The organism is Acetobacter lovaniensis, from assembly GCF_014207635.1.
GTDB classification, from domain to species: domain Bacteria; phylum Pseudomonadota; class Alphaproteobacteria; order Acetobacterales; family Acetobacteraceae; genus Acetobacter; species Acetobacter lovaniensis.
The window spans coordinates 229,249-248,286 of sequence record NZ_JACHIE010000001.1; the positions used below are offsets into that span (position 1 = coordinate 229,249).

The 19,038-nt window shown below is 59.5% G+C and carries 15 protein-coding genes; 9 read left to right on the forward strand and 6 right to left on the reverse strand.

Features of this window, described 5'->3' with window-relative positions; translation table 11 throughout:
- Positions 1 to 16 precede the first annotated feature (16 nt).
- Both HNR55_RS01085 and HNR55_RS01090 read left to right on the forward strand, forming a co-directional pair.
- Positions 17 to 4,564 carry a coiled-coil domain-containing protein gene (locus HNR55_RS01085; RefSeq protein WP_166110167.1) on the forward strand — a complete coding sequence of 1,516 codons (4,548 nt, stop codon included), beginning with the start codon at positions 17 to 19 and terminating at the stop codon, positions 4,562 to 4,564.
- The gene (locus tag HNR55_RS01090; RefSeq protein ID WP_166110170.1) at positions 4,551 to 5,327 is read left to right on the forward strand and encodes a hypothetical protein; all 777 of its coding nucleotides are present in this window, start codon (positions 4,551 to 4,553) and stop codon (positions 5,325 to 5,327) included. The genes HNR55_RS01085 and HNR55_RS01090 overlap by 14 nt, the downstream gene beginning before the upstream one ends.
- 133 nt (positions 5,328 to 5,460) lie before the next feature.
- On the opposite strand, the gene HNR55_RS01095 is transcribed toward HNR55_RS01090, so the two are convergent.
- Positions 5,461 to 6,978, reverse strand: coding sequence for an acetyl-CoA hydrolase/transferase family protein (locus HNR55_RS01095; protein WP_166110173.1), 1,518 nt, complete (start codon positions 6,976 to 6,978; stop codon positions 5,461 to 5,463).
- Positions 6,979 to 7,285: 307 nt separating this feature from the next.
- Between HNR55_RS01095 and HNR55_RS01100 the strand changes: the two genes are divergently transcribed.
- The 4 genes from HNR55_RS01100 (at position 7,286) to gltA (ending at position 10,440) form a co-directional block, all read left to right on the forward strand.
- Positions 7,286 to 8,029 carry a metallophosphoesterase gene (locus HNR55_RS01100; protein WP_166110176.1) on the forward strand — a complete coding sequence of 248 codons (744 nt, stop codon included), beginning with the start codon at positions 7,286 to 7,288 and terminating at the stop codon, positions 8,027 to 8,029.
- A gap of 69 nt (positions 8,030 to 8,098) precedes the next feature.
- Positions 8,099 to 8,419, forward strand: coding sequence for a chorismate mutase (locus HNR55_RS01105; RefSeq protein ID WP_373318135.1), 321 nt, complete (start codon positions 8,099 to 8,101; stop codon positions 8,417 to 8,419).
- Between the two features lie 14 nt (positions 8,420 to 8,433).
- Complete coding sequence (locus tag HNR55_RS01110) at positions 8,434 to 8,979, forward strand: SixA phosphatase family protein (RefSeq protein ID WP_166110179.1); 546 nt, start codon at positions 8,434 to 8,436, stop codon at positions 8,977 to 8,979.
- Positions 8,980 to 9,129: 150 nt separating this feature from the next.
- Complete coding sequence (gltA, locus tag HNR55_RS01115; RefSeq protein ID WP_166110182.1) at positions 9,130 to 10,440, forward strand: citrate synthase; 1,311 nt, start codon at positions 9,130 to 9,132, stop codon at positions 10,438 to 10,440.
- A gap of 193 nt (positions 10,441 to 10,633) precedes the next feature.
- On the opposite strand, the gene HNR55_RS01120 is transcribed toward gltA, so the two are convergent.
- Entirely contained in the window at positions 10,634 to 10,873 is a 240-nt protein-coding gene (locus HNR55_RS01120) for a hypothetical protein (RefSeq protein ID WP_166111222.1), read from the reverse strand.
- A gap of 271 nt (positions 10,874 to 11,144) precedes the next feature.
- Between HNR55_RS01120 and HNR55_RS01125 the strand changes: the two genes are divergently transcribed.
- Together HNR55_RS01125 and murI are read left to right on the forward strand one after the other, a co-directional pair.
- On the forward strand, positions 11,145 to 11,897 hold the full coding sequence (locus HNR55_RS01125; protein ID WP_166110185.1) for an orotate phosphoribosyltransferase: 753 nt from the start codon (positions 11,145 to 11,147) through the stop codon (positions 11,895 to 11,897).
- Positions 11,898 to 11,901: 4 nt separating this feature from the next.
- Entirely contained in the window at positions 11,902 to 12,765 is an 864-nt protein-coding gene (gene murI / locus HNR55_RS01130) for a glutamate racemase (protein ID WP_166110188.1), read from the forward strand.
- A gap of 90 nt (positions 12,766 to 12,855) precedes the next feature.
- Here the strand turns inward: murI and HNR55_RS01135 are convergent, their stop codons facing one another.
- Complete coding sequence (locus tag HNR55_RS01135; RefSeq protein WP_184382504.1) at positions 12,856 to 13,926, reverse strand: polyprenyl synthetase family protein; 1,071 nt, start codon at positions 13,924 to 13,926, stop codon at positions 12,856 to 12,858.
- Between the two features lie 101 nt (positions 13,927 to 14,027).
- Between HNR55_RS01135 and HNR55_RS01140 the strand changes: the two genes are divergently transcribed.
- Positions 14,028 to 14,783, forward strand: a complete 756-nt coding sequence (locus HNR55_RS01140) for a tRNA1(Val) (adenine(37)-N6)-methyltransferase (RefSeq protein ID WP_166110191.1) — start codon at positions 14,028 to 14,030, stop codon at positions 14,781 to 14,783.
- A gap of 21 nt (positions 14,784 to 14,804) precedes the next feature.
- On the opposite strand, the gene HNR55_RS01145 is transcribed toward HNR55_RS01140, so the two are convergent.
- The 3 genes from HNR55_RS01145 to HNR55_RS01155 all read right to left on the reverse strand — a co-directional run bounded on the left by HNR55_RS01145 (position 14,805) and on the right by HNR55_RS01155 (position 19,008).
- Positions 14,805 to 15,821 (reverse strand): ribonucleotide-diphosphate reductase subunit beta, encoded by a 1,017-nt coding sequence (locus HNR55_RS01145; RefSeq protein ID WP_166110194.1) that lies wholly within the window; start codon positions 15,819 to 15,821, stop codon positions 14,805 to 14,807.
- A gap of 77 nt (positions 15,822 to 15,898) precedes the next feature.
- A complete protein-coding gene (locus HNR55_RS01150) occupies positions 15,899 to 17,836 on the reverse strand; it encodes a ribonucleoside-diphosphate reductase subunit alpha (RefSeq protein WP_166110197.1) in 1,938 nt (645 codons plus the stop codon).
- Positions 17,837 to 18,027: 191 nt separating this feature from the next.
- On the reverse strand, positions 18,028 to 19,008 hold the full coding sequence (locus HNR55_RS01155) for a Gfo/Idh/MocA family protein (RefSeq protein ID WP_166110200.1): 981 nt from the start codon (positions 19,006 to 19,008) through the stop codon (positions 18,028 to 18,030).
- Positions 19,009 to 19,038 lie beyond the last annotated feature (30 nt).

Genomic DNA, 19,038 nt, shown 5'->3' on the forward strand with positions numbered 1-19,038 from the left:
AAAAACACAGATCTGTATGACGGTTCGTTTTGTTCGCCTCCGTATTGTGGGGTTCAAAAGCTTTGCCGACCCCATAACCGTGGAACTGCTCCCCGGTCTGACCGGCGTTGTTGGTCCTAACGGATGCGGCAAATCCAACGTGGTGGAAGCACTCCGTTGGGTTATGGGGGAATCCTCCGCCCGCTCCCTGCGTGGGGGGGAAATGGATGACCTCATTTTTGCTGGCACAAGCGGGCGTCCAGCCCGCTCACTGGCGGAAGTCACCGTAACGCTGGAAGGCACAAAAGGCTTTGGCCCCGCAGCCTTTGCCGATCTGGATGAACTCCAGATTACCCGCCGGGCCGAACGCGGTGCCGGGAGCGATTACCGCATTAATGGCCGCCCCGTCCGCGCAAGGGATGTGCAGACCCTGTTTGCCGACCTGGCATCTGGCGCGCGCTCCTCCGCCATGGTCAGTCAGGGCCGGGTGGCCATGCTGGTCGGTGCCCGCCCGGAAGAGCGGCGCAGTATTCTGGAAGAAGCCGCAGGCATTACCGGCCTGCATGCCCGCAGGCACGAAGCCGAGATCAAGCTCCGTGCAGCCGAAGGCAACCTGACCCGCGCCGAAGACCGCCGCGTGCAGTTAACCGAACGGCTCAGTGGTCTGGCCGAGCAGTCGCGCGAGGCCACGCGCTACCGCGAAATTTCAGCGGCTCTACGGGAGGCGGAAACCGAATTGCTGGCAGTCCTGCACGCACGGGCCAGACTGGCCGTGGAGCGCGCGGCAGATGCCGCCGTGCAGGCCCGCAAAACCCTGACGGCGCATGAAGACGCGGCAGAAACCGCTGTTCTGGCCGAATTTGAAGCCACCAAAGCCCTCCCCGCGCTGCGTGAGAAAGCCGATGCCGCCCGCACGGCACTGGAGCGCTGCCGCGTTCTGGCCGAAGGCGTGGTCAAGGAAGAAGAACGCGCAGCCGCTCAGGCGCAGGCCGCAGCCGAACTGCTGCAACAGCACGAGGCCGATGCACAGGCCGCACAGACCCGCCTGCAGGACGTGCTGGACACGCTAGAACGCCTTAAGGCTGATATGGCCGAAGTGCTGGCCGCCCAGACATCGCTCCCCACCCGCACGGCCGAGGCCGAGCAGCAGATACAGCGACTGGGCACCCAGCAGACCGAAACCGAACAGGCCCTTGCCAGCCTGACAGCCGAGCTGAGTGCGGCCCGCGCAGGCAAGGAACGGGCCGAAGACAGCCTGAACAACGCCCGCACACGGCACGAGCGGGTTGCCCTCGCACTCAACACCATTCAGGCTGAACTGGCGGAACTGGAAAGCCAGCTTCCCTCCGAGCAGGCACTGGCTACGGCGCAGGAGCAGGCAGAGCAGGCCGCACAGGCCCAGCAGGCAACCAAAGCCGCGCAGGAGGAAGCCGAGCGCCTTTGTGCGCAATGCAATATTGACCTCTCCATTGCCAAAAATAATGCACAGGCAGCACAAGCCGCTCAAAACGAGCAACAAAAAGCCCTGCAACAGGCCCGCCAGCGCCTGACAGCCCTACAGGCTGAACTGCATGGGGCAGAAAAGCGCCATGCCGAAGCGCTGGAGGCGCTCATCAGCCCCGATGTGCTGGATGCGCTCCAAACCAGCAGCCAGCAGGCCACCGCCGCGCTGGAACAGGCTACGCAAACGCAGGAAAAAACCGAGGCCGAACGCCGTGCGGCCAGCACCGCCTTTACCGAGGCCAGCCGCGCTGCGCAGGAAGCCGAAGCACATCAGCGCAGTGCTGCCGAAGCCCTGCGCACGGCCAGCACCACGCAGCAACGCGCGCAGCACGAAGCACAGACCCTGACGCGGGAACTGGATAAGGTTCGGGCCGAGGCCATTGCCGATACGGTTCTGGACAGCGCCCGACAGACACGCACCCAGCAGGAAAATGCACTGGCCCAGACCGGGGCCGAACTGGAGCAGGCCGAACACGCGCTGAGCGCGCACAAGGCCCAGTACGCAACAGCCCAGAACCAGCAGACCACACTCCAGACCGAACTGACCCGCCTGCAAGCACAGGCCGAAGGGCTGGATCAGGCTCTGGGGCAGGAGAGTGCTGTGGCGGAGAACCCGGTTTCCGCCCAGATTACCGTTCCCGAAGAATACGAAAACGCTCTGGCTGCCGCTCTGGCGGAAGGGCTGGACGCCCCCGCAACCCCCGACGCTCCCCAAGGCTGGCGGCATCTCCCGCCTGAATCCCTACCTGCCCTGCCCGGCGGCGCTCAGCCGCTCAAAAACCACATTACGGCACCACCGGAGCTGGACAGGGTTCTGCTTTGTACCGGACTGCTGCCCGAAGGTGCGGATGGGCGAGCACTTCAGCCCTTGCTGGCTCCGGGGCAATGTCTGGTCTCCACCACAGGGGACCTGTGGCGGTGGGACGGGTTTTACACTCAGGCAGGAGGAACCAGCACGGCTGCGCGCAGGCTGGCCCAACGCCGTGTTCTGCGCGAAACCCAAAGCCGCCTGAGCGTGTTGCAGGCCGACCTGCCCGCCATACAGGCAAACGTTGCAAGCTGTGCTGCCGCAGTCCAAGCCAATGAGGACCTGCTCAGGCAACTGCGCAGCAGCCGCAACACGCAGGAACAAGCACTCCAGAAAGCCCGCGCGCATGAGACCGAAACAGAGCGCCGCTACGCCTCCTACCGCGCAAGGCTGGATGCCACACTCCCTCAGCATGAGCGCGCACAGGCCGCTCTAGCCGAAGCCGAGGCCACACTCATCAATGCCCGGCTCGCGCATGAGAGCCTGCCATCCTTACAGGATACCCAGCGCGCCCTCGCCACCACGCGCGAGAGAAACACCGCAGCACAAACCGCCGAGCAGCAGGCGCATGCTGCCTTCAAACAGGCACAGGCGGCCCTGCAAACAGCCCGGGACAAACTGGCCCGCGCCGAACAGCAGCACGCCTCCGCCACAACGCGGCTGGAAACGCTCACCCCCGAGCTTGAACGCCTGCGCCATAATCTGACAACGGAATCCACAACCGTTGCAGAGATGGAAGATAAGCTGGCCTCCGCCCAGTCCATGCAGCAGGCCCAGAATGCCCTGCACGCAGCGCAGGAAAAGCTGAACGCCGCCAGCACGGCCCTACAGGCTGCAACCCAGACCACCTTGCAGGCCGATGCGCAGATGGCTGCAACCGCGCAGACCAGCCGCGCATTGCACGAGCAGGCCCTTACCCTGCGCAGCCGTCTGGCGGGGCTGGCTCCACGGCAGGCCGAACTGCACAGCGAACATACGGACACCCAGCAGAACCTGCTTGCAGCACAGGCCGCGCTGGAGGCCGCCTGCGCCGCGGTACCAGAAGATGCACAGACCAGACTGGACAACCTGCACGCCCAGAAGGCCGACCTGCTGGGCAGGCTTGATGCCGCGCGCGAACTCCGTGCCGCCCTGCAGGCCGAATCCACCACGCTGGCAGACCGGATTAACACGCTCAACACCGCACAGGCCGAGTGGAGCGCGCGTGAGAGCCTTGCCCGGACAGACACCACAAATGCCCTCCAGCGGCTGGAAGCAGCACGGGCCAACCACGATAAGGTGGCCAAACTCCCCACGGCGGCACAGCAGCAAAAAGCCAGCACACTGGCGGCACTGGAAGATGCAGAGGAACACTTTGCCCAGACCGACCGCCTGCGGGCCGAAGCCGAAGCCGCCCTGACCACTGCCCACGAACTGCGCCGCAGAACAGAGGGCGAACTGGCCACCGCGCGTGAAAACCTGCTTAAAGCGGAAGGCAAGAGCGAGCAGGCTCAGGCCATTCTGGACCAGTTGCTGGTAGAAACCCCTAACCCGCCCAGACAACCCGTTTCCGACCTGACGGAAGGGGCCGAGACCTCCCTGCGCCGCAAGATTGCCCGCCTGACCCGCGAGCGCGATGATATGGGGCCGGTCAACCTGCGGGCCGAGATGGAAGCGGAGGAAGCCTCCACCCAGGCCCAGACCCTCGGGGCGGAAATGCATGATCTGGAGGAAGCCATAAACCGCCTGCGCGGCTCCATAGGCTCGCTCAACAAGGAAGGGCGTGAGCGGCTTATGGCGGTGTTCACACAGGTGGACCAGCATTTTCAGTCCCTGTTCACCCGCATGTTTGGCGGTGGGCGCGCCCATCTGGGCCTTGTCGGGAGTGATGACCCGCTGGAAGCCGGGCTGGAAATCTATGCCCAGCCACCGGGCAAGAAGCTGGCCACACTTTCGCTCCTGTCCGGAGGTGAACAAGCTTTAACCGCGCTTTCCTTGATTTTTGCCGTGTTCCGCTGTAACCCTGCACCGATATGCGTGCTGGACGAAGTGGATGCCCCACTGGATGACGCCAATGTGGGCCGCTTTAGCGCTCTGCTGGGCGATATGGTTGCAGAAGCCGGTACGCGTTTTCTGGTCGTGACACACCACCAGCTCACCATGGCCCATATGGACCAGCTTTTTGGTGTAACCATGCAGGAACGCGGAGTAAGCCGCGTTCTTTCTGTTGATCTGGCTAAAGCGGCCTCCATGGTCGGCCAGAAGGACAAGGAACCCACTGATGTCACATCCTGAAATGGGAGCTGACATGTCTGTTTGCTGCGGTGCCACCACCTCGCGCAGGTGTTTGAAAAAAATTGCCTTTGCGGCAACCCTGTGCGCTGCGTCCGTAGCCGTACTGGCCATCCACCACACCAAAACCAGTGGTATTATGGCGCGCATTCATCACGGACTTATTGTCTGCGCCAGCAATACGGGCACACAAAGCGTGGCACAGGCTGCGACCATTTCCTCCACGGAACAGCCCGGCATGGTACGCCTTGGTCTGACCAGTGGCGCGGATGGGCAGGTTGCCGTAGAGCCGGGCAGCAGCGCGCTTGCCACTGTTCTGGACAACGCCCGCCACACCAACACCCTGCTGATGCTCGACCTGCATGGAGCAGACCCAAAAGAAGTAGCGCAGGAGGTCAGCAATGCCCACATGCGTGACCGGGTCATTTTTGTACCAGCCGACTACAAAAGCACTGCCGCGGTTCTGAAAGCCGATTCCAAGGTTATGGTGGCCATTCCCATAAGCTCCGAGCGGGATGCCTATAACGCGCACCGCATGGCCGGGCGCCACCCTTACGCGGCCTACCTTCCATCCTCTGCGGCGCCCAGTCTGTTCTCTCTGGTTCACCGCGATGCCGAGGCCATTATTACCGATACCCCTCCGGCCAAAATATCCACGGCGGATTTTCTGGCAAACAGGCCGGTTGATATTGTCATTACCCACCAGCCTTACCAGTTGACCACATCCCTTGCGGTGTCCGGGTCTTCCACCACCCATCCCGAATAACATCTCCCCCCGCACCCTTTGCTCCCCGCAAAACCGGATAGCAGGTCGGGTGGCGGCTTAAACTCCCCCAATAAAAAAAGCCCCTGCCCTTTTTACAGGAGCAGGGGCCTTGTGGCCGGATGATGCAGCCCGCTTACGCGGGGAGCATCGAGCCTGTTTCAATAAACCGCTGGTGCCAGGACAGGGCTTCGGTCAGCAGGTGTGGTGTATGCTTGCCAAAGGAGTCCCTGCAGGCACGGTCCAGATAATCCTGCAACATCGGGCGGTAATCCGGATGTGCGCATTTTTCGATAATGGTCTGGGCGCGCTTGACGGGCGAAAGCCCGCGCAGATCGGCCAGCCCCTGCTCGGTCACAAAAATCTGGGTGTCCTGCATGATGTGGTCCACATGGGCCGCCATGGGCACAATGGCAGAAATCTTGCCGCCCTTGGCTGTGGACGGTGACAGGAAGATGGACAGGTAGGCGTTGCGGGCAAAATCCCCCGAACCCCCAATACCATTCATCATCTTGGAACCCATGACACGGGTGGAATTGACGTTACCGTAAATATCCGCCTCGATCATGCCGTTCATGGCAATACAGCCTAGCTGGCGGATAACACCCGTGCTGTTGCTGATGTCCTGCTGGCGCAGAATGATCTTGGAACGGAAAAAGTCCATCCGGTTGTTGATCTCTTCCGCCGCTTCGGGGCTAAGAGAAAACGAGGTTGCCGAGGCAATACGCATACGCCCCGAATCCAGCATGGCAAGCATGCCATCCTGAATAACTTCGCTAAAGCCAACCAGATTTTCAAACGGCCCTTCGTTCAGGCCATCGAGCACAGCATTGGCGACGTTGCCTACGCCGGACTGCAACGGCAGCAGAGAGGGCGGCAGACGGTTCTGTTTGACTTCGTGCTCAAAAAAATCAAGCAGGTAGCCCGCAATAGCCTTTGCCGTGCCATCAGGTGCGGCAAAGGGGGCGTTGCGGTCGCTGTCATTCGTGCGGACGATGGCCTGAATCTTGGCCGGATCAACCTTGAGGAAGGTACGGCCAATGCGCTGGTCCGCACGGGAAAGCGGAATAATATCACGCGGGGCGGCGCCATAGCTGTTGCCATCCCAGACGTCATGCGTGCCTTCCAGCCCCGGATTTTGCCATTCGTTGACTTCGATGATGACCTTGTCGGCCAGATCAAGAAAAGCCTGCGAATTACCAACGGAGGAAGTCGGCACAATGCCGCCTTCTTCCGTAATGGCGGTGGCTTCCACCACGGCAACATCGAACTTGCCGTAATTGCCCTGTGCCGCACGCAGGGCCACCTGCCCGAGATGATTATCAAAATAATCCGTCTCGCCAGCGTTAATGCGGTTGCGCATGGCCGGGTCGGTGTTGAACGGGGAGCGGAAGTAAACACCGTTCACCTTGCCCAGCTCGCCATCAAGCTGCGGGCCGGTAGATGCGCCCGTAATCAGGCTGATCCGGTGTTCCTGCCCATTATTATGGGCGGCTTCCATCTGCTTGGCCAGGGCCATGGGCACGGCCTTGGGGTAGCCTGCGCCAGTAAAACCGCTGGTGCCAACTACGTCACCGTTTCGGATCAGCTTTGCCGCGGCTTCTGCCGGGCAAACCTTGCTACGCAGCGCGACGTTCCGAATGCGCTCTGTCATGAGAGGCCTTCCTGTTTTTTCTTCTCAAACTGTTCCGAACATACAAAAGCTGCAAACCACCCCAGAGTTCCTGCGTCACGCTCCGGTCGGGAGCTATGCGCCACCAGACTGTGGCTCTGCCGTACTTTCGCATTTTCAGGCTTGTTTCCGCCCCTGAAAGTTCTTGCACCCTATGCGCAAACAGAAGCCTCTGGCGTGTCACATACTTGTGCATGCATAAGTCCCTTCAAAAAAAACTTGCCAGCACCGTTCCTGTTTTCGCTCGAAAAGCCTACATGAAGATTGGGAAAGAACGGATAGGGATGGCATGTCCACGGATACCAGGCATGACGAAAACGTGAAGAACGCAATGCGCAAAGGACTCCGCATTGTGGGCGATGTGCATGGGGATCTGGAAGCATTCCGCCATGCCGTGGCTACGGATCGTTTTATCATCCAGCTGGGTGATCTGGTGGATTACGGGCCAGACAGCGCAGGCGTTCTGCGCCTGATGCTCCAGGTCCAGCGTGAAGGGCGCGGGCTGTTCCTGATTGGCAACCACGACCGCAAGCTGGGGCGTGCGCTTATGGGCAAGAAGCTTCGCTCATCCCCCCATCTGGACGAAACGCTGGCCCAGCTGAGTACGCCGGATAACGTGGATGTCCTGCATGACGTGCTCCCCGCACTGGAACAGGCTCCGGCATGGCTGGTCATGGGACGGACCATTTTTGTGCATGGTGCGTTTGAGCCGCACATGCTGAACGAGCCCCCGCCCCCGCCGCTCGGGCGTGTCACCTACCTGCTCTCCCGCGCACTGTTTGGCGAAACCACAAGCCGCATACAGGCCGATGGCTACCCCGAACGCACGCTCAACTGGGTCAACCACATTCCCAGCGGCTATACGGTTTACTGCGGCCACGACCAGCGCTCGACCAACGGCTGCCCCCTGACCATCCATGGCCGGGCCGGTGGGCGCGCCATATTTGTGGATACGGGCGCAGGCAAAGGTGGACATCTGGCATGGGTGGACCTGCCTTACCCGCCTGTGGAAGAAAAGCTTTTTGTCTGTTAACGTCCGGGCGTTACACATTTATAACGATCCCATGATGTTCTTTACCAGCAGCCAGAGACCTTGATCACCGTGACAAATCAGCCGTGCCCCCCGGAAGCCCTGCAGGACCTCCGCCGCAGCATAGACAATATTGACGCAGCTCTTGTGGCCATGCTGGCAGAACGCTTCCGCTGCACCAAAGCGGTGGGAGCCCTCAAGGCTCTGTACAAGCTCCCCCCTGCGGACCCCGCGCGTGAGACCCAGCAGATTGCGCGCCTGCGCCGCCTTGCGGAAGATGCACATCTTGACCCTGATTTTGCGGAGAAGTTCCTCAACTTCATCATCCATGAGGTGATCCGCCACCATGAGGCCATCGCACTTGCGGCGGTTCCCCACTCATCATCCCCATAACATCATGTGATTCCATGTCTGCTCTCTCAACACCCCGCCGCCTGATCCTGCTCCGTCATGCGGAGGCGGTTGCACCTGATCCGGGCAATTTTTCTGTCGAATCAGACATGGCGCGCCCATTGACCCAAGATGGCGAACACGCCGCCATGCGGTGCGGGATGTGGCTCCACCAGAATGGACTGGCCCCCGATGCAGTCCTGTGCAGCCCGGCGGCAAGAACACAGCAGACCTTTTCCGCCGTGCAGAGCGCCCTCCCCCCTTCCAGCGCAGATACCGTGTTTTTACGCCCCGAAATATACGAGGCCGACCTTGATAGCCTGATCAGGGTGCTCCGGCAGGCACCGCCTCAGGCCCGCACGATTCTACTGGTCGGGCATAATCCCGGCATTTCAGACTTTGCGCGCTGGCTGGATGGCAGGAACGAAATGCTTGATCAGGGATTCGCTCCGGCTTCACTCGCAGTCTTCGAGATGATCGGCAGCGACCTTGTTCCCGACCAGACCTCCTGGGCAAACTGTGACAGTCTGAGCCTCACTTTGCACACATTCACGCGACCCTGAGAGAAAAAATCCCGGTTTTCTGCCGATGTGCGCGCGTGATAACGCGCGGTTTATCAGGATGAACCTTTTTGTTTGCTCCTGAATGGGAGACAACACTCAAACAGCAGGCCGCAGCCGCGACCGTGACCCCATTATGCAAAAGGAAACACCATGAGCGTGTCGCAGAACGAGGGTAAGCAGTCCACCGCTACCATTTCGATCGGTGGCAAAACCGCCGAGATGCCCGTACTTTCTGGCAACCTTGGGCCGGATGTTATTGATATTCGCAGGCTGCCCTCGGAACTGGGCGTGTTCACGTTCGACCCCGGTTACGGCGAGACGGCCTCCTGCAACAGCAAGATCACCTTTATTGATGGTGACAAGGGCATCCTGCTACACCGTGGCTACCCTATTGCCCAACTGGCGGAAAATGCTTCCTACGAAGAGGTAATCTACCTCCTGCTCAATGGCGAACTGCCCAACAAGACGCAGTACGACGCTTTTTCCACCACGCTGACAAACCATACCCTGCTCCATGAGCAGATCCGCAACTTCTTTAACGGCTTCAGGCGTGATGCCCACCCCATGGCCATTCTGTGTGGCACGGTTGGCGCTCTTTCTGCCTTTTACCCTGATGCCAGCGACATCGCCATTCCCGCAAACCGGGAACTGGCCGCCATGCGCCTGATCGCCAAAATCCCGACCATTGCGGCCTGGGCTTACAAATACACACAGGGCGATGCCTTTATTTACCCGCGGAATGACCTGAACTACGCGGAAAACTTTCTGTCCATGATGTTCGCGCGCATGTCCGAACCCTACAAGGTCAACCCCGTTCTGGCCCGCGCCATGAACCGGATCCTGATCCTGCATGCCGATCATGAGCAGAACGCTTCCACCTCCACCGTGCGTCTGGCAGGCTCCACCGGGGCCAACCCGTTTGCCTGTATTGCCGCAGGCATTGCCGCCCTGTGGGGACCCGCCCATGGCGGGGCCAATGAAGCCGTGCTGAAAATGCTGGCCCATATTGGCAAAAAAGAAAACATTCCGGCCTTTATCGCTCAGGTCAAAGACAAGAACAGCGGCGTCAAGCTCATGGGCTTTGGCCACCGCGTTTACAAGAACTTCGACCCGCGCGCCAAAATCATGCAGCAGACCTGCCACGAAGTTCTCAAAGAACTGGGCATCAAGGATGATCCGCTGCTTGATCTGGCAGTCGAGCTTGAAAACATTGCACTCAGCGACGACTACTTCGTGCAGCGTAAGCTCTACCCCAACGTGGACTTCTATTCCGGCATTATCCTCAAGGCCATGGGCATTCCCACCAGCATGTTTACCGTGCTGTTTGCGGTTGCGCGCACTACCGGCTGGGTAAGCCAGTGGAAAGAAATGATCGAGGAACCGGGCCAGCGTATCAGCCGCCCACGCCAGTTGTATCTGGGTGCTACGGAGCGGGATTTTGTCCCCTTCAGCAAGCGCTAAAAGCTGATTGCTCTGGTGTTATGAGAAACTGGTCCGCGGCAACGCGGGCCAGTTTTTTTATTCATGACAGAAACCAGACTAACGCCGTACCGTTATCAACCATAAAAAAAGCGGATGCTCATGTCCCCATGAGCATCCGCCAAATCTGTCCTGTGCTGTCGGCCAACCAGACGGACCGCTCACACCCGATTACTTAGCTACAGTTACATCCGGCGGTCGGGCCATCTACCTTGCGCACCATATGATGGTCAATCCATTCGGAGACCAGCATGCGCGCTTCGCTCAAAGACGATTCGGGGTGATGAATACGGTACAGAGTGGTGCAGGCGTTAAACGCAGCAACATCCGCCGTACCCACTTCGCGTAGTTCTGTGTAAGCCGTGATGACGGCCCGCTCGCATTTTCGTGCGATCCGACTTGCTTCCATAGCCACGACATTCACCCTTAACTGATAATCGATCTCAACTTCGGCAATTAGACGCCACATCCAGCCCCAACGCAAGGATTAAGTTCTATTTTACTTTACACATAAAATCACAATCTGCTTGTGTCCGTTGTTTTGCTGTCCCGTGCATAAATCCTCCTTATTAACGGCCCATACTGTGCAGCAAATCACATATACAGGCAGATGAGGCATGGATTTTCGGCCCGGCTAGAGGTATGCCAATCCAACTTTAACCACCATAACTTTCAAGGAATCTGCCATGATGTCGCCAGCAGGCATTGCCTCTCCCACCGGAGAGTCCAGCGAATGGGATCGTGACGCCGCCCTGACCACCGCACGCCTGCTGCTTGAAATCAAGGCAGTCAATTTTCGCCCTGAAGACCCCTACACCCTGACATCTGGCTGGAAATCCCCTGTTTATATTGATTGCCGCCGGATTATTTTCTTCCCGCGCGCGCGCGCAAAAATTGTGGAACTAGGCGTAGAAAAAATTGGCCGCCACGTTGGCTACGAAAGTCTGGAAGCCATTGTAGGGGGCGAAACAGCCGGTATTCCGTTTGCCGCATGGATGGCTGATCGCATGCTGTTGCCCATGGCCTATGTGCGCAAAAAGCCCAAGGGTTTTGGCCGCAACGCCCAGATTGAAGGCGACGTACCCGAAAACATGCGGACCCTGCTGGTGGAAGACCTGACCACAGATGGCGCATCCAAGGTGCAGTTCGCCAATGCCCTGCGCAATGCAGGCGCCATTGTGAACCATGCCTTTGTGGTGTTCTATTACGGCGTTTTCCCCGGTGCCCAGCAGACGCTGACAGACATGAACGTGGCCCTGCACTCCCTGTGCACATGGTGGGATGTGCTTGAAGCCTGCGCGAGCCGCCCGTATTTCTCCGAAGAAGCGGCATCTGAAGTCCGCCGCTTTCTGGAAGACCCCTGTGGCTGGTCCGCCCGCCGTGGCGGCGTAGGCAGTCTGGAAGAAGCCGCCGCGTTCAAGGCGCGCAAGGACAAATAACACCGTGCAGACGACTGGCCCCGCACTGACTGGCCCCTACCGTGTTCTGGCGTTTGATTCAGGCATTGGTGGGTTGGGCATTGTGCGGGCCATTCGGGCACATGCCCCTTCGGTCAAGGTAGACTATCTGGCCGACACCGCCGTTTTTCCATACGGTGAGCAGGATGATGCGGTCCTGACCCAACGCATTATTTCCCTTCTTTCCCGCGCAGTTGAACGCCTGCGGCCACAGGCAGTTGTCATTGCCTGCAACACGGCCAGCACTCTGGCGCTGGACGCCCTGCGCGCCACCTGCCCCAGCCTGCCGTTTATTGGCTGTGTGCCCCCCATCCGCTGGGCGGCACGCCAGACAGAAACCGGTGTTATCGGCCTGCTGGCCACCCGGGCAACCATCCGCCGCCCCTACCTGTCCCGCCTGCACACGCTATATGCGCCGGAATGCACGCTCATCGCCCATGCGGCACCACATCTGGCCAGCTATGCCGAGCAGGTTTTTCGCGGACGCTCCGTACCTGATGATCTTGTTTATAAAGATATTGAGGGCCTGCTCAGCCACCCGGACTCCGCACGGCTTGATGCCGTGGGCCTCGGGTGCACCCATTACACATTCATGCTTGACCAGCTACGCAGGATAACCCCGGCAGGCATGGTATGGCTGGACCCGGCAGACGCGGTCGCACGGCAGACCTGCACGGTTTTGCAAACCCTGCCCCCCATGCCCAGATCAGACACACAACCAGAGCAGGCATGGTTTACGGCCATGCCAACCGACGCAGCCGCCCTGAGCGCGCATCTACCCGCCTTTGGTTTTAACCAGATTACACTATGGCCCGAACCGGCAAACCAGCAACGTGCCTGCTCGGCCTGAACGCGGGATCATTCTGGCGGACAGATAAAGGCCGTTTGAGCATTACAATCGGCATTTTTACCGATCCTGCCAAAACGGCCACAGGCCAGCCTAGCTTGCGCGGCTGGCGGAATAACTCGCGGTTTCGAGCAACAGGGTCTTAAGCTCGTTATCAGGGAAGCCCTGCAACGCCTGACGGGCCAATGTGGCGTATTCTTCCGCCTTGGCCAGTGTCACACCAATCGCATTGGTCTGGGCAATAAGAGCCAGTGCGGCATCCAGATCTTCGGGCTGCTGTTCGCACTCCTCAATCACACGCCGCCAGAATACGCGGTCCTGCTCGCTGCCTGCCTCGTACGCTGCCAGCACTGGCAGTGTAACCTTGCCTTCCTTGAAGTCGTCCCCGACCTCCTTACCCAGCACGGCCTGATCAGCCGAGTAGTCCAGTGCATCATCCACCAGTTGGAACGCCATGCCCAGATTGGCGCCGTAAACACGCAGGGCCTCACGCTCGGCAGGGGTAACGTCCCCTATGATAGCACCAGATTCACATGCGGCCGCGAACAGCGCCGCTGTTTTGCCATAAATAACCTGAAGATACTGCTCAACAGAAGTGGAAAGGTCGTTCTGCGTGGTCATCTGCATAACCTCGCCTTCCGCCAGCGTAGCCGATGCAGCAGAGAGAATCGCCATGACATCCAGCGAGGCGTCAGCCGTAAGAATCTGGAACGACCGGGCAAACAGGAAGTCCCCCACCAGCACGGACGCCTTGTTGCCAAAAATGGCGTTGGCACTGGCCAGACCACGCCGTAACTGGCTGTCATCCACAACATCATCATGCAGCAGTGTTGCTGTATGAATGAACTCGACACAGGCGGCAATTTCCACATGCCGCATGCGCCCGTCCTGATTGTTGTAGCCACACAGCCGCGCAGAAGCGAGGGTGAGCAGTGGCCGCAGCCTCTTGCCGCCAGCGGCCACAAGATGCGCAGCTAACTGCGGAATAAGCGCTACGGAGCTTTGCATGCGGTCCACAATGACCTGATTACATGCCTGCATATCCGCAGCGAGATAATCAGCCAGCGCCTTAAGGCCAGCTTCCCCTGGTTTACTCACAGAAACTCCAGATCCATGCTGGCTCGCGGCACTGTCCATTTCCGACAGACTGACTGCAACACCCAAATGCTATTCCCCCAGCCTCGGGATGAGTTGACGTCCTCTTATATGCGAGGCACCTGAAAAACGGTCAAGCACCAACACATTCAAGCCAGCCAGATACAGCGATGCAGCAAGCCCCATCACTCCACCTTCCACCGACCTCGCAAGGCACTCTTTTGCGTGGACGTATCGCTTACAGCCAGTTCCAGCAAGGCTACCGCACAGGGCTTGAGCCCATTCTGATGGCTGCGGCCGTAGCCGCGCGCCCGGGCCAGCATGTGCTCGAAATCGGCTGCGGAGCCGGTGCAGGGCTGTTATGCCTGATGCACCGCGTACCAGACCTGCACGGAACAGGGGTGGAGAAAGACTCCGAAACAGCGGCACTGGCCCGCACCAACCTGCTCGCCAACAAACAGGTGCAAGCGTCGGTAATTACAGCATCTTTCCCCGAAGGGGTGCCCGACCTCCTGCGGTTTGACCACTGCATGACCAACCCGCCATGGCATGCCCCCACCGGCACCGCCTCACCCGAGCCGCGCCGGGACCTTGCCCGCAGGATGGACATGCAGACCCTGCCACTCTGGATTAAGGGAGCCGCTGCCGTTTTGCGCCATAAAGGCAGCCTGACGCTCGCACTCCCCACAGCCCTGACCGACAGGGCCATAGCGGAGCTGAGCGCCCATGGTTTTGGGGGTGTAACCCTTTACCCCTTCTGGCCCAAAACAGGCCGGGAAGCGCGTATCCTGCTTATTCAGGCCAAACTGGGCGTTAAAAGCCCCGCCCGTGTACTGTCTGGCCTGACACTACACGAAGCGGACGGTGCCTTTACCCCTCAGGCGCGCGATGTGCTGGAAAACGGCACGGCCCTGCCGGGCCTGTAAACCCGCTCCCTCCGCCCGATATTACGAGAAGACAGAGCTTTCAAACGCTTCTTCCCACGTGCCCAGGGTGGAGGCACGGCTGTATTCGGTCGAGCGGTTTTCAAAGAAGTTGGCGTGTTCGACCGCATTGAGCATATCGTCCAGCCAGGGCAGCGGGTTTGTGGTCGTGTTGTAAACCGGGTCCAGCCCAAGCTGGGTCAGGCGGCGGTCGGCAATAAAGTGGATGTAGGTTTTAACCTGTGCGGCATCCAGCCCTTCTACCGGCCCCATTTCAAACGCCAGATCAATAAAGGCCTCTTCGTGCTCCACAATGGTTTTGCAGATCTCGGTCAGTTCCTGCCGCAACTTATCGGTCCAGATATGCGGGTTTTCCTGAATGAACACGCGGAACAGGCGGATAATGGACAGGCAATGCAGGGTTTCGTCCCGCACCGACCAAGACACGATCTGCCCCATACCCTTGAGCTTGTTAAAGCGCGGGAAGTTGAGCAGGATGGCAAAGGAGGCAAACAGCTGTAGCCCTTCGGTGAACGCGCCAAAGGCTGCCAGTGTTTTTGCGATTTCATGCTTGCTGTCCACATTGAAGGACTGCATGTAATCGTATTTATCCTTCATTTCCTTGTACTTAAGGAATGCGGAATATTCCTCCTCGGGCATGCCGAGCGTATCCAGAAGGTGGCTGTAAGCTGCAATATGGATGGTCTCGATATTGGAAAAAGCCGAGAGCATCATCAGCACTTCAGTCGGTTTGAAAACCCGGCTGTAGTGCTTCATGTAACAGTTGTTCACTTCCACATCCGACTGGGTGAAGAAGCGAAAAATCTGGGTCACAAGGTGGCGCTCGCTCTCGTTGAGCACGCGGTGCCAGTCTTTTACGTCATCAGCCAGAGGCACTTCTTCGGGCAGCCAGTGTACGCGCTGCTGCGTCAGCCACGCATCATACGCCCACGGGTACCGAAATGGCTTGTACACCGGATTGGCTGTTAGCAGGTCAAAACGCTCTTCCTGCGGCTGCTGGCTGGCTTTATGCTCGCTCATGATGCCTCCATCGGGCGGCACTCCCCGAGGTGGCCGCCTCTCGACTTTTTACAAAACAGACCCTGACCAGCCTGCCCTTACTGGCAGGCCAGACATTCGTCATAATTGTTGCCACCGGCGGCATGCTCAGCAGCCGCCCGTTCGGCAACACCGGCCCCCAGCACCTCGGACTTGGCGAGCACGTTGCTCACCGTATCCGCCCGCTGGATGGACAGGCTGCGGCAGTAGTAGAGGGACTTCAGCCCCTTCTTCCATGCCTGAAAATGAATCTGGTTGAGGTCGCGCTTATGCACGTCCGCAGGCAGGAACAGGTTGACCGACTGCGCCTGACAGATAAAGGGCTGCCGGTCGGCCGCATGTTCCACCACCCAGCGCTGGTCCAGCTCGAACGCGGTTTTAAACACGTCCTTTTCCTGCTGGGTCAAAAAGTCCAGATGCTGCACGCTGCCCTTGCTGGTGGTAATGGAGGACCACACCTCTGGCGTGTCCTGCCCTTTTTCCACCAGCAGCTTCAGCAGATGCCGGTTGCGTACCGTAAACGAGCCGGAAAGGGTTTTCTGCAAGAACACATTGGCAGCAATGGGCTCAATACCCGGGCTGGCATTCCCTGCAATAATGGAAATGGACGCCGTGGGCGCAATGGCCATCTTGTTGGAAAAACGTTCCTTGATCCCGTATTCCTCGGCATCGGGGCAAGGGCCACGCAGCTCGGCCAGATGGCGGGAGGCGGCATCGGCCTGTGCGCGAATGTGCTTGAAGATCTTGCGGTTCCAGACCTTGGCGATCACGCTTTCAAACGGCACGTTCTTGGCTTGGAGGAAGGAGTGGAACCCCATAACCCCCAGCCCTACGGAACGCTCACGCATGGCGGCGTATTTGGCCCGCTCCATGTCCTCTGGCGCACGGTCGATGAAGTCCTGCAGAACATTGTCGAGGAAGATCATCACATCCTCGATGAACTGGGGATTATCCGACCATTCATCCCATGTCTCAAGGTTGAGGGAGGACAGGCAGCACACTGCCGTACGTGCCTTGCCGTGATGGTCTATGCCCGTTGGCAGCGTAATTTCGGAGCACAGGTTGGAGGTCTTGACTTCCAGCCCCGCGAGTTTGTGGTGCTCGGGGCGGGCGTTGTTCACATGGTCGGAGTAAACAATATAGGGCTCGCCCTGTTCCATGCGTGCGGTCAGGATGCGAATCCACAACCCGCGCGCTGAAATCTTGCGGATAACCGAGTTATCCTTGGGGGAGAGCAACGCCCATTCGTCATCCGCTTCCACCGCGCGCATGAACGCGTCGGATACCAGAATACCGTGGTGGAGGTTGAGCGCCTTGCGGTTGGGGTCCCCCCCCGTGGGGCGGCGGAGTTCTATGAACTCCTCAATCTCGGGGTGCCAGACCGGCAGATAGACCGCAGCCGACCCACGGCGCAAAGACCCCTGGGAAATAGCCAGTGTCAGGCTGTCCATCACGCGGATGAAGGGAATAACCCCCGAGGTTTTGCCGTTGCGGCCCACGTTCTCGCCAATGGAGCGCAGGTTGCCCCAGTAGGAGCCAATGCCCCCACCCTTGCTGGCCAGCCACACATTCTCGTTCCACAGATCGACAATGCCTTTGAGGCTGTCATTGGCTTCGTTCAGAAAGCACGAAATAGGCAGACCGCGCGTTGTACCACCATTGGACAGCACCGGAGTTGCGGGCATGAACCAGTGGCGGCTGATATAGTCGTAAATACGCTGGGCATGCTCCGCATCCGCCCCGTAATAGGACGCCACACGCCCGAACAGGTCCTGATAGCTCTCATCAGGCAGCAGGTAGCGGTTATCAAGCGTGGCTTTGCCAAAGGGGGTCAGCAGCGCATCGCGCGAGCGGTCAACCCGCACCTGATGGTGCCCGGGAAGCTGCACCATGTCCTGCATCTGCTCAGCGCCGAACAGGTCCGGTTCTTCAGCCGAGCCTGATGCTCCTGAATGGGAACGACGAACGTCATTCTCATGCACGTCAATCAGACTCATGGCGCTTACTCTCCGGTTTTTGCGAACGATCATGTTGGTATGGGGCTGATGCAGCCGCATACACCATATATCGCGCTTCTTACCCTACTTTGCCCCCATATCTAGGATTTTTTTTACCCATGATGCACGATTTTAGACTTGCTTCTTCAAAAAATGGCTGATTCTTCCCGCTTCCCCAAACGCGTCTTTTTTCAGCCTCCCCGGATCAGCCCGGACTGCTCCATAAGACTGCGCGAGGTGGTGATTCCATCCGCCACCGCCAAAGCCGCCGCCAGAGCGCGCCGCCCGGCCACCGCATCCACCACAACAGGTGCGCCCTGCACGCACGACGCCACAAATGCCTGATGCTCCGCGAACAGCGAATCATGTTCAGCCCAGCTTATGCCCTCACGCCGGAATCCACCGGTGCCCGGCAGCGGCAGGCCCCGCTCGCGCCCGATCATGCTCAGCTCACGTTTCACAAAATCAGCCGACAGATACCCTTCCTCGGAAAAAAGGCGCATCCGCCGCTCGGTCTTGAGCGATATGCGGCTTGCGGTAATGCTGGCCACGCACCCGTTTTCAAACCGCACCCGCGCATTCGCAATATCCTCATGCGCGGAACTGACCGCAGCCCCCAGCGCATCCACCTGTGCAATCGGGCTGTCCACAAGGGCCAGAACCAGATCCAGATCATGGATCATCAGGTCCAGAATAACCGACACGTCTGTTCCACGCGGCTTGTATGGGGCAATGCGCGTGGCCTCTATATAGAGCGGGCGGGTTATGCGCGCGCTTATGGCGGCATGCTCGGCGGAATAGCGCAGCAAATGCCCAACCTGGCAGACCAGCCCGCTCTGCTGCGCCAGCGTTACCAGCATGTCTGCCTGTTCCAGCGTGGCCGCTACCGGTTTTTCCACCAGCACATGCCGCCCTGCCCGCAGGGCCTGCACGGCCAGTTCAAAATGGAACTCTGCCGGGGCTGCCACCACCACCGCATCGGACTGGGCAAGCAGGCTATCCACATCCGCCATAACCGGGCACCCGGCCTCGCGCGCGACCAGCTGGGCCCGGGCGGGGTCTGGGTCAAACAGGCCGGACAGGCTCTCCCCCGGCACGTCACGTATTTTCAGGGCGTGGTACCGTCCAAAATGCCCTGCCCCAATAACCCCTACGCGCAACGTTGTGCTCATGTGTTACAGCCCCTGCCTGATCTGGCCTGT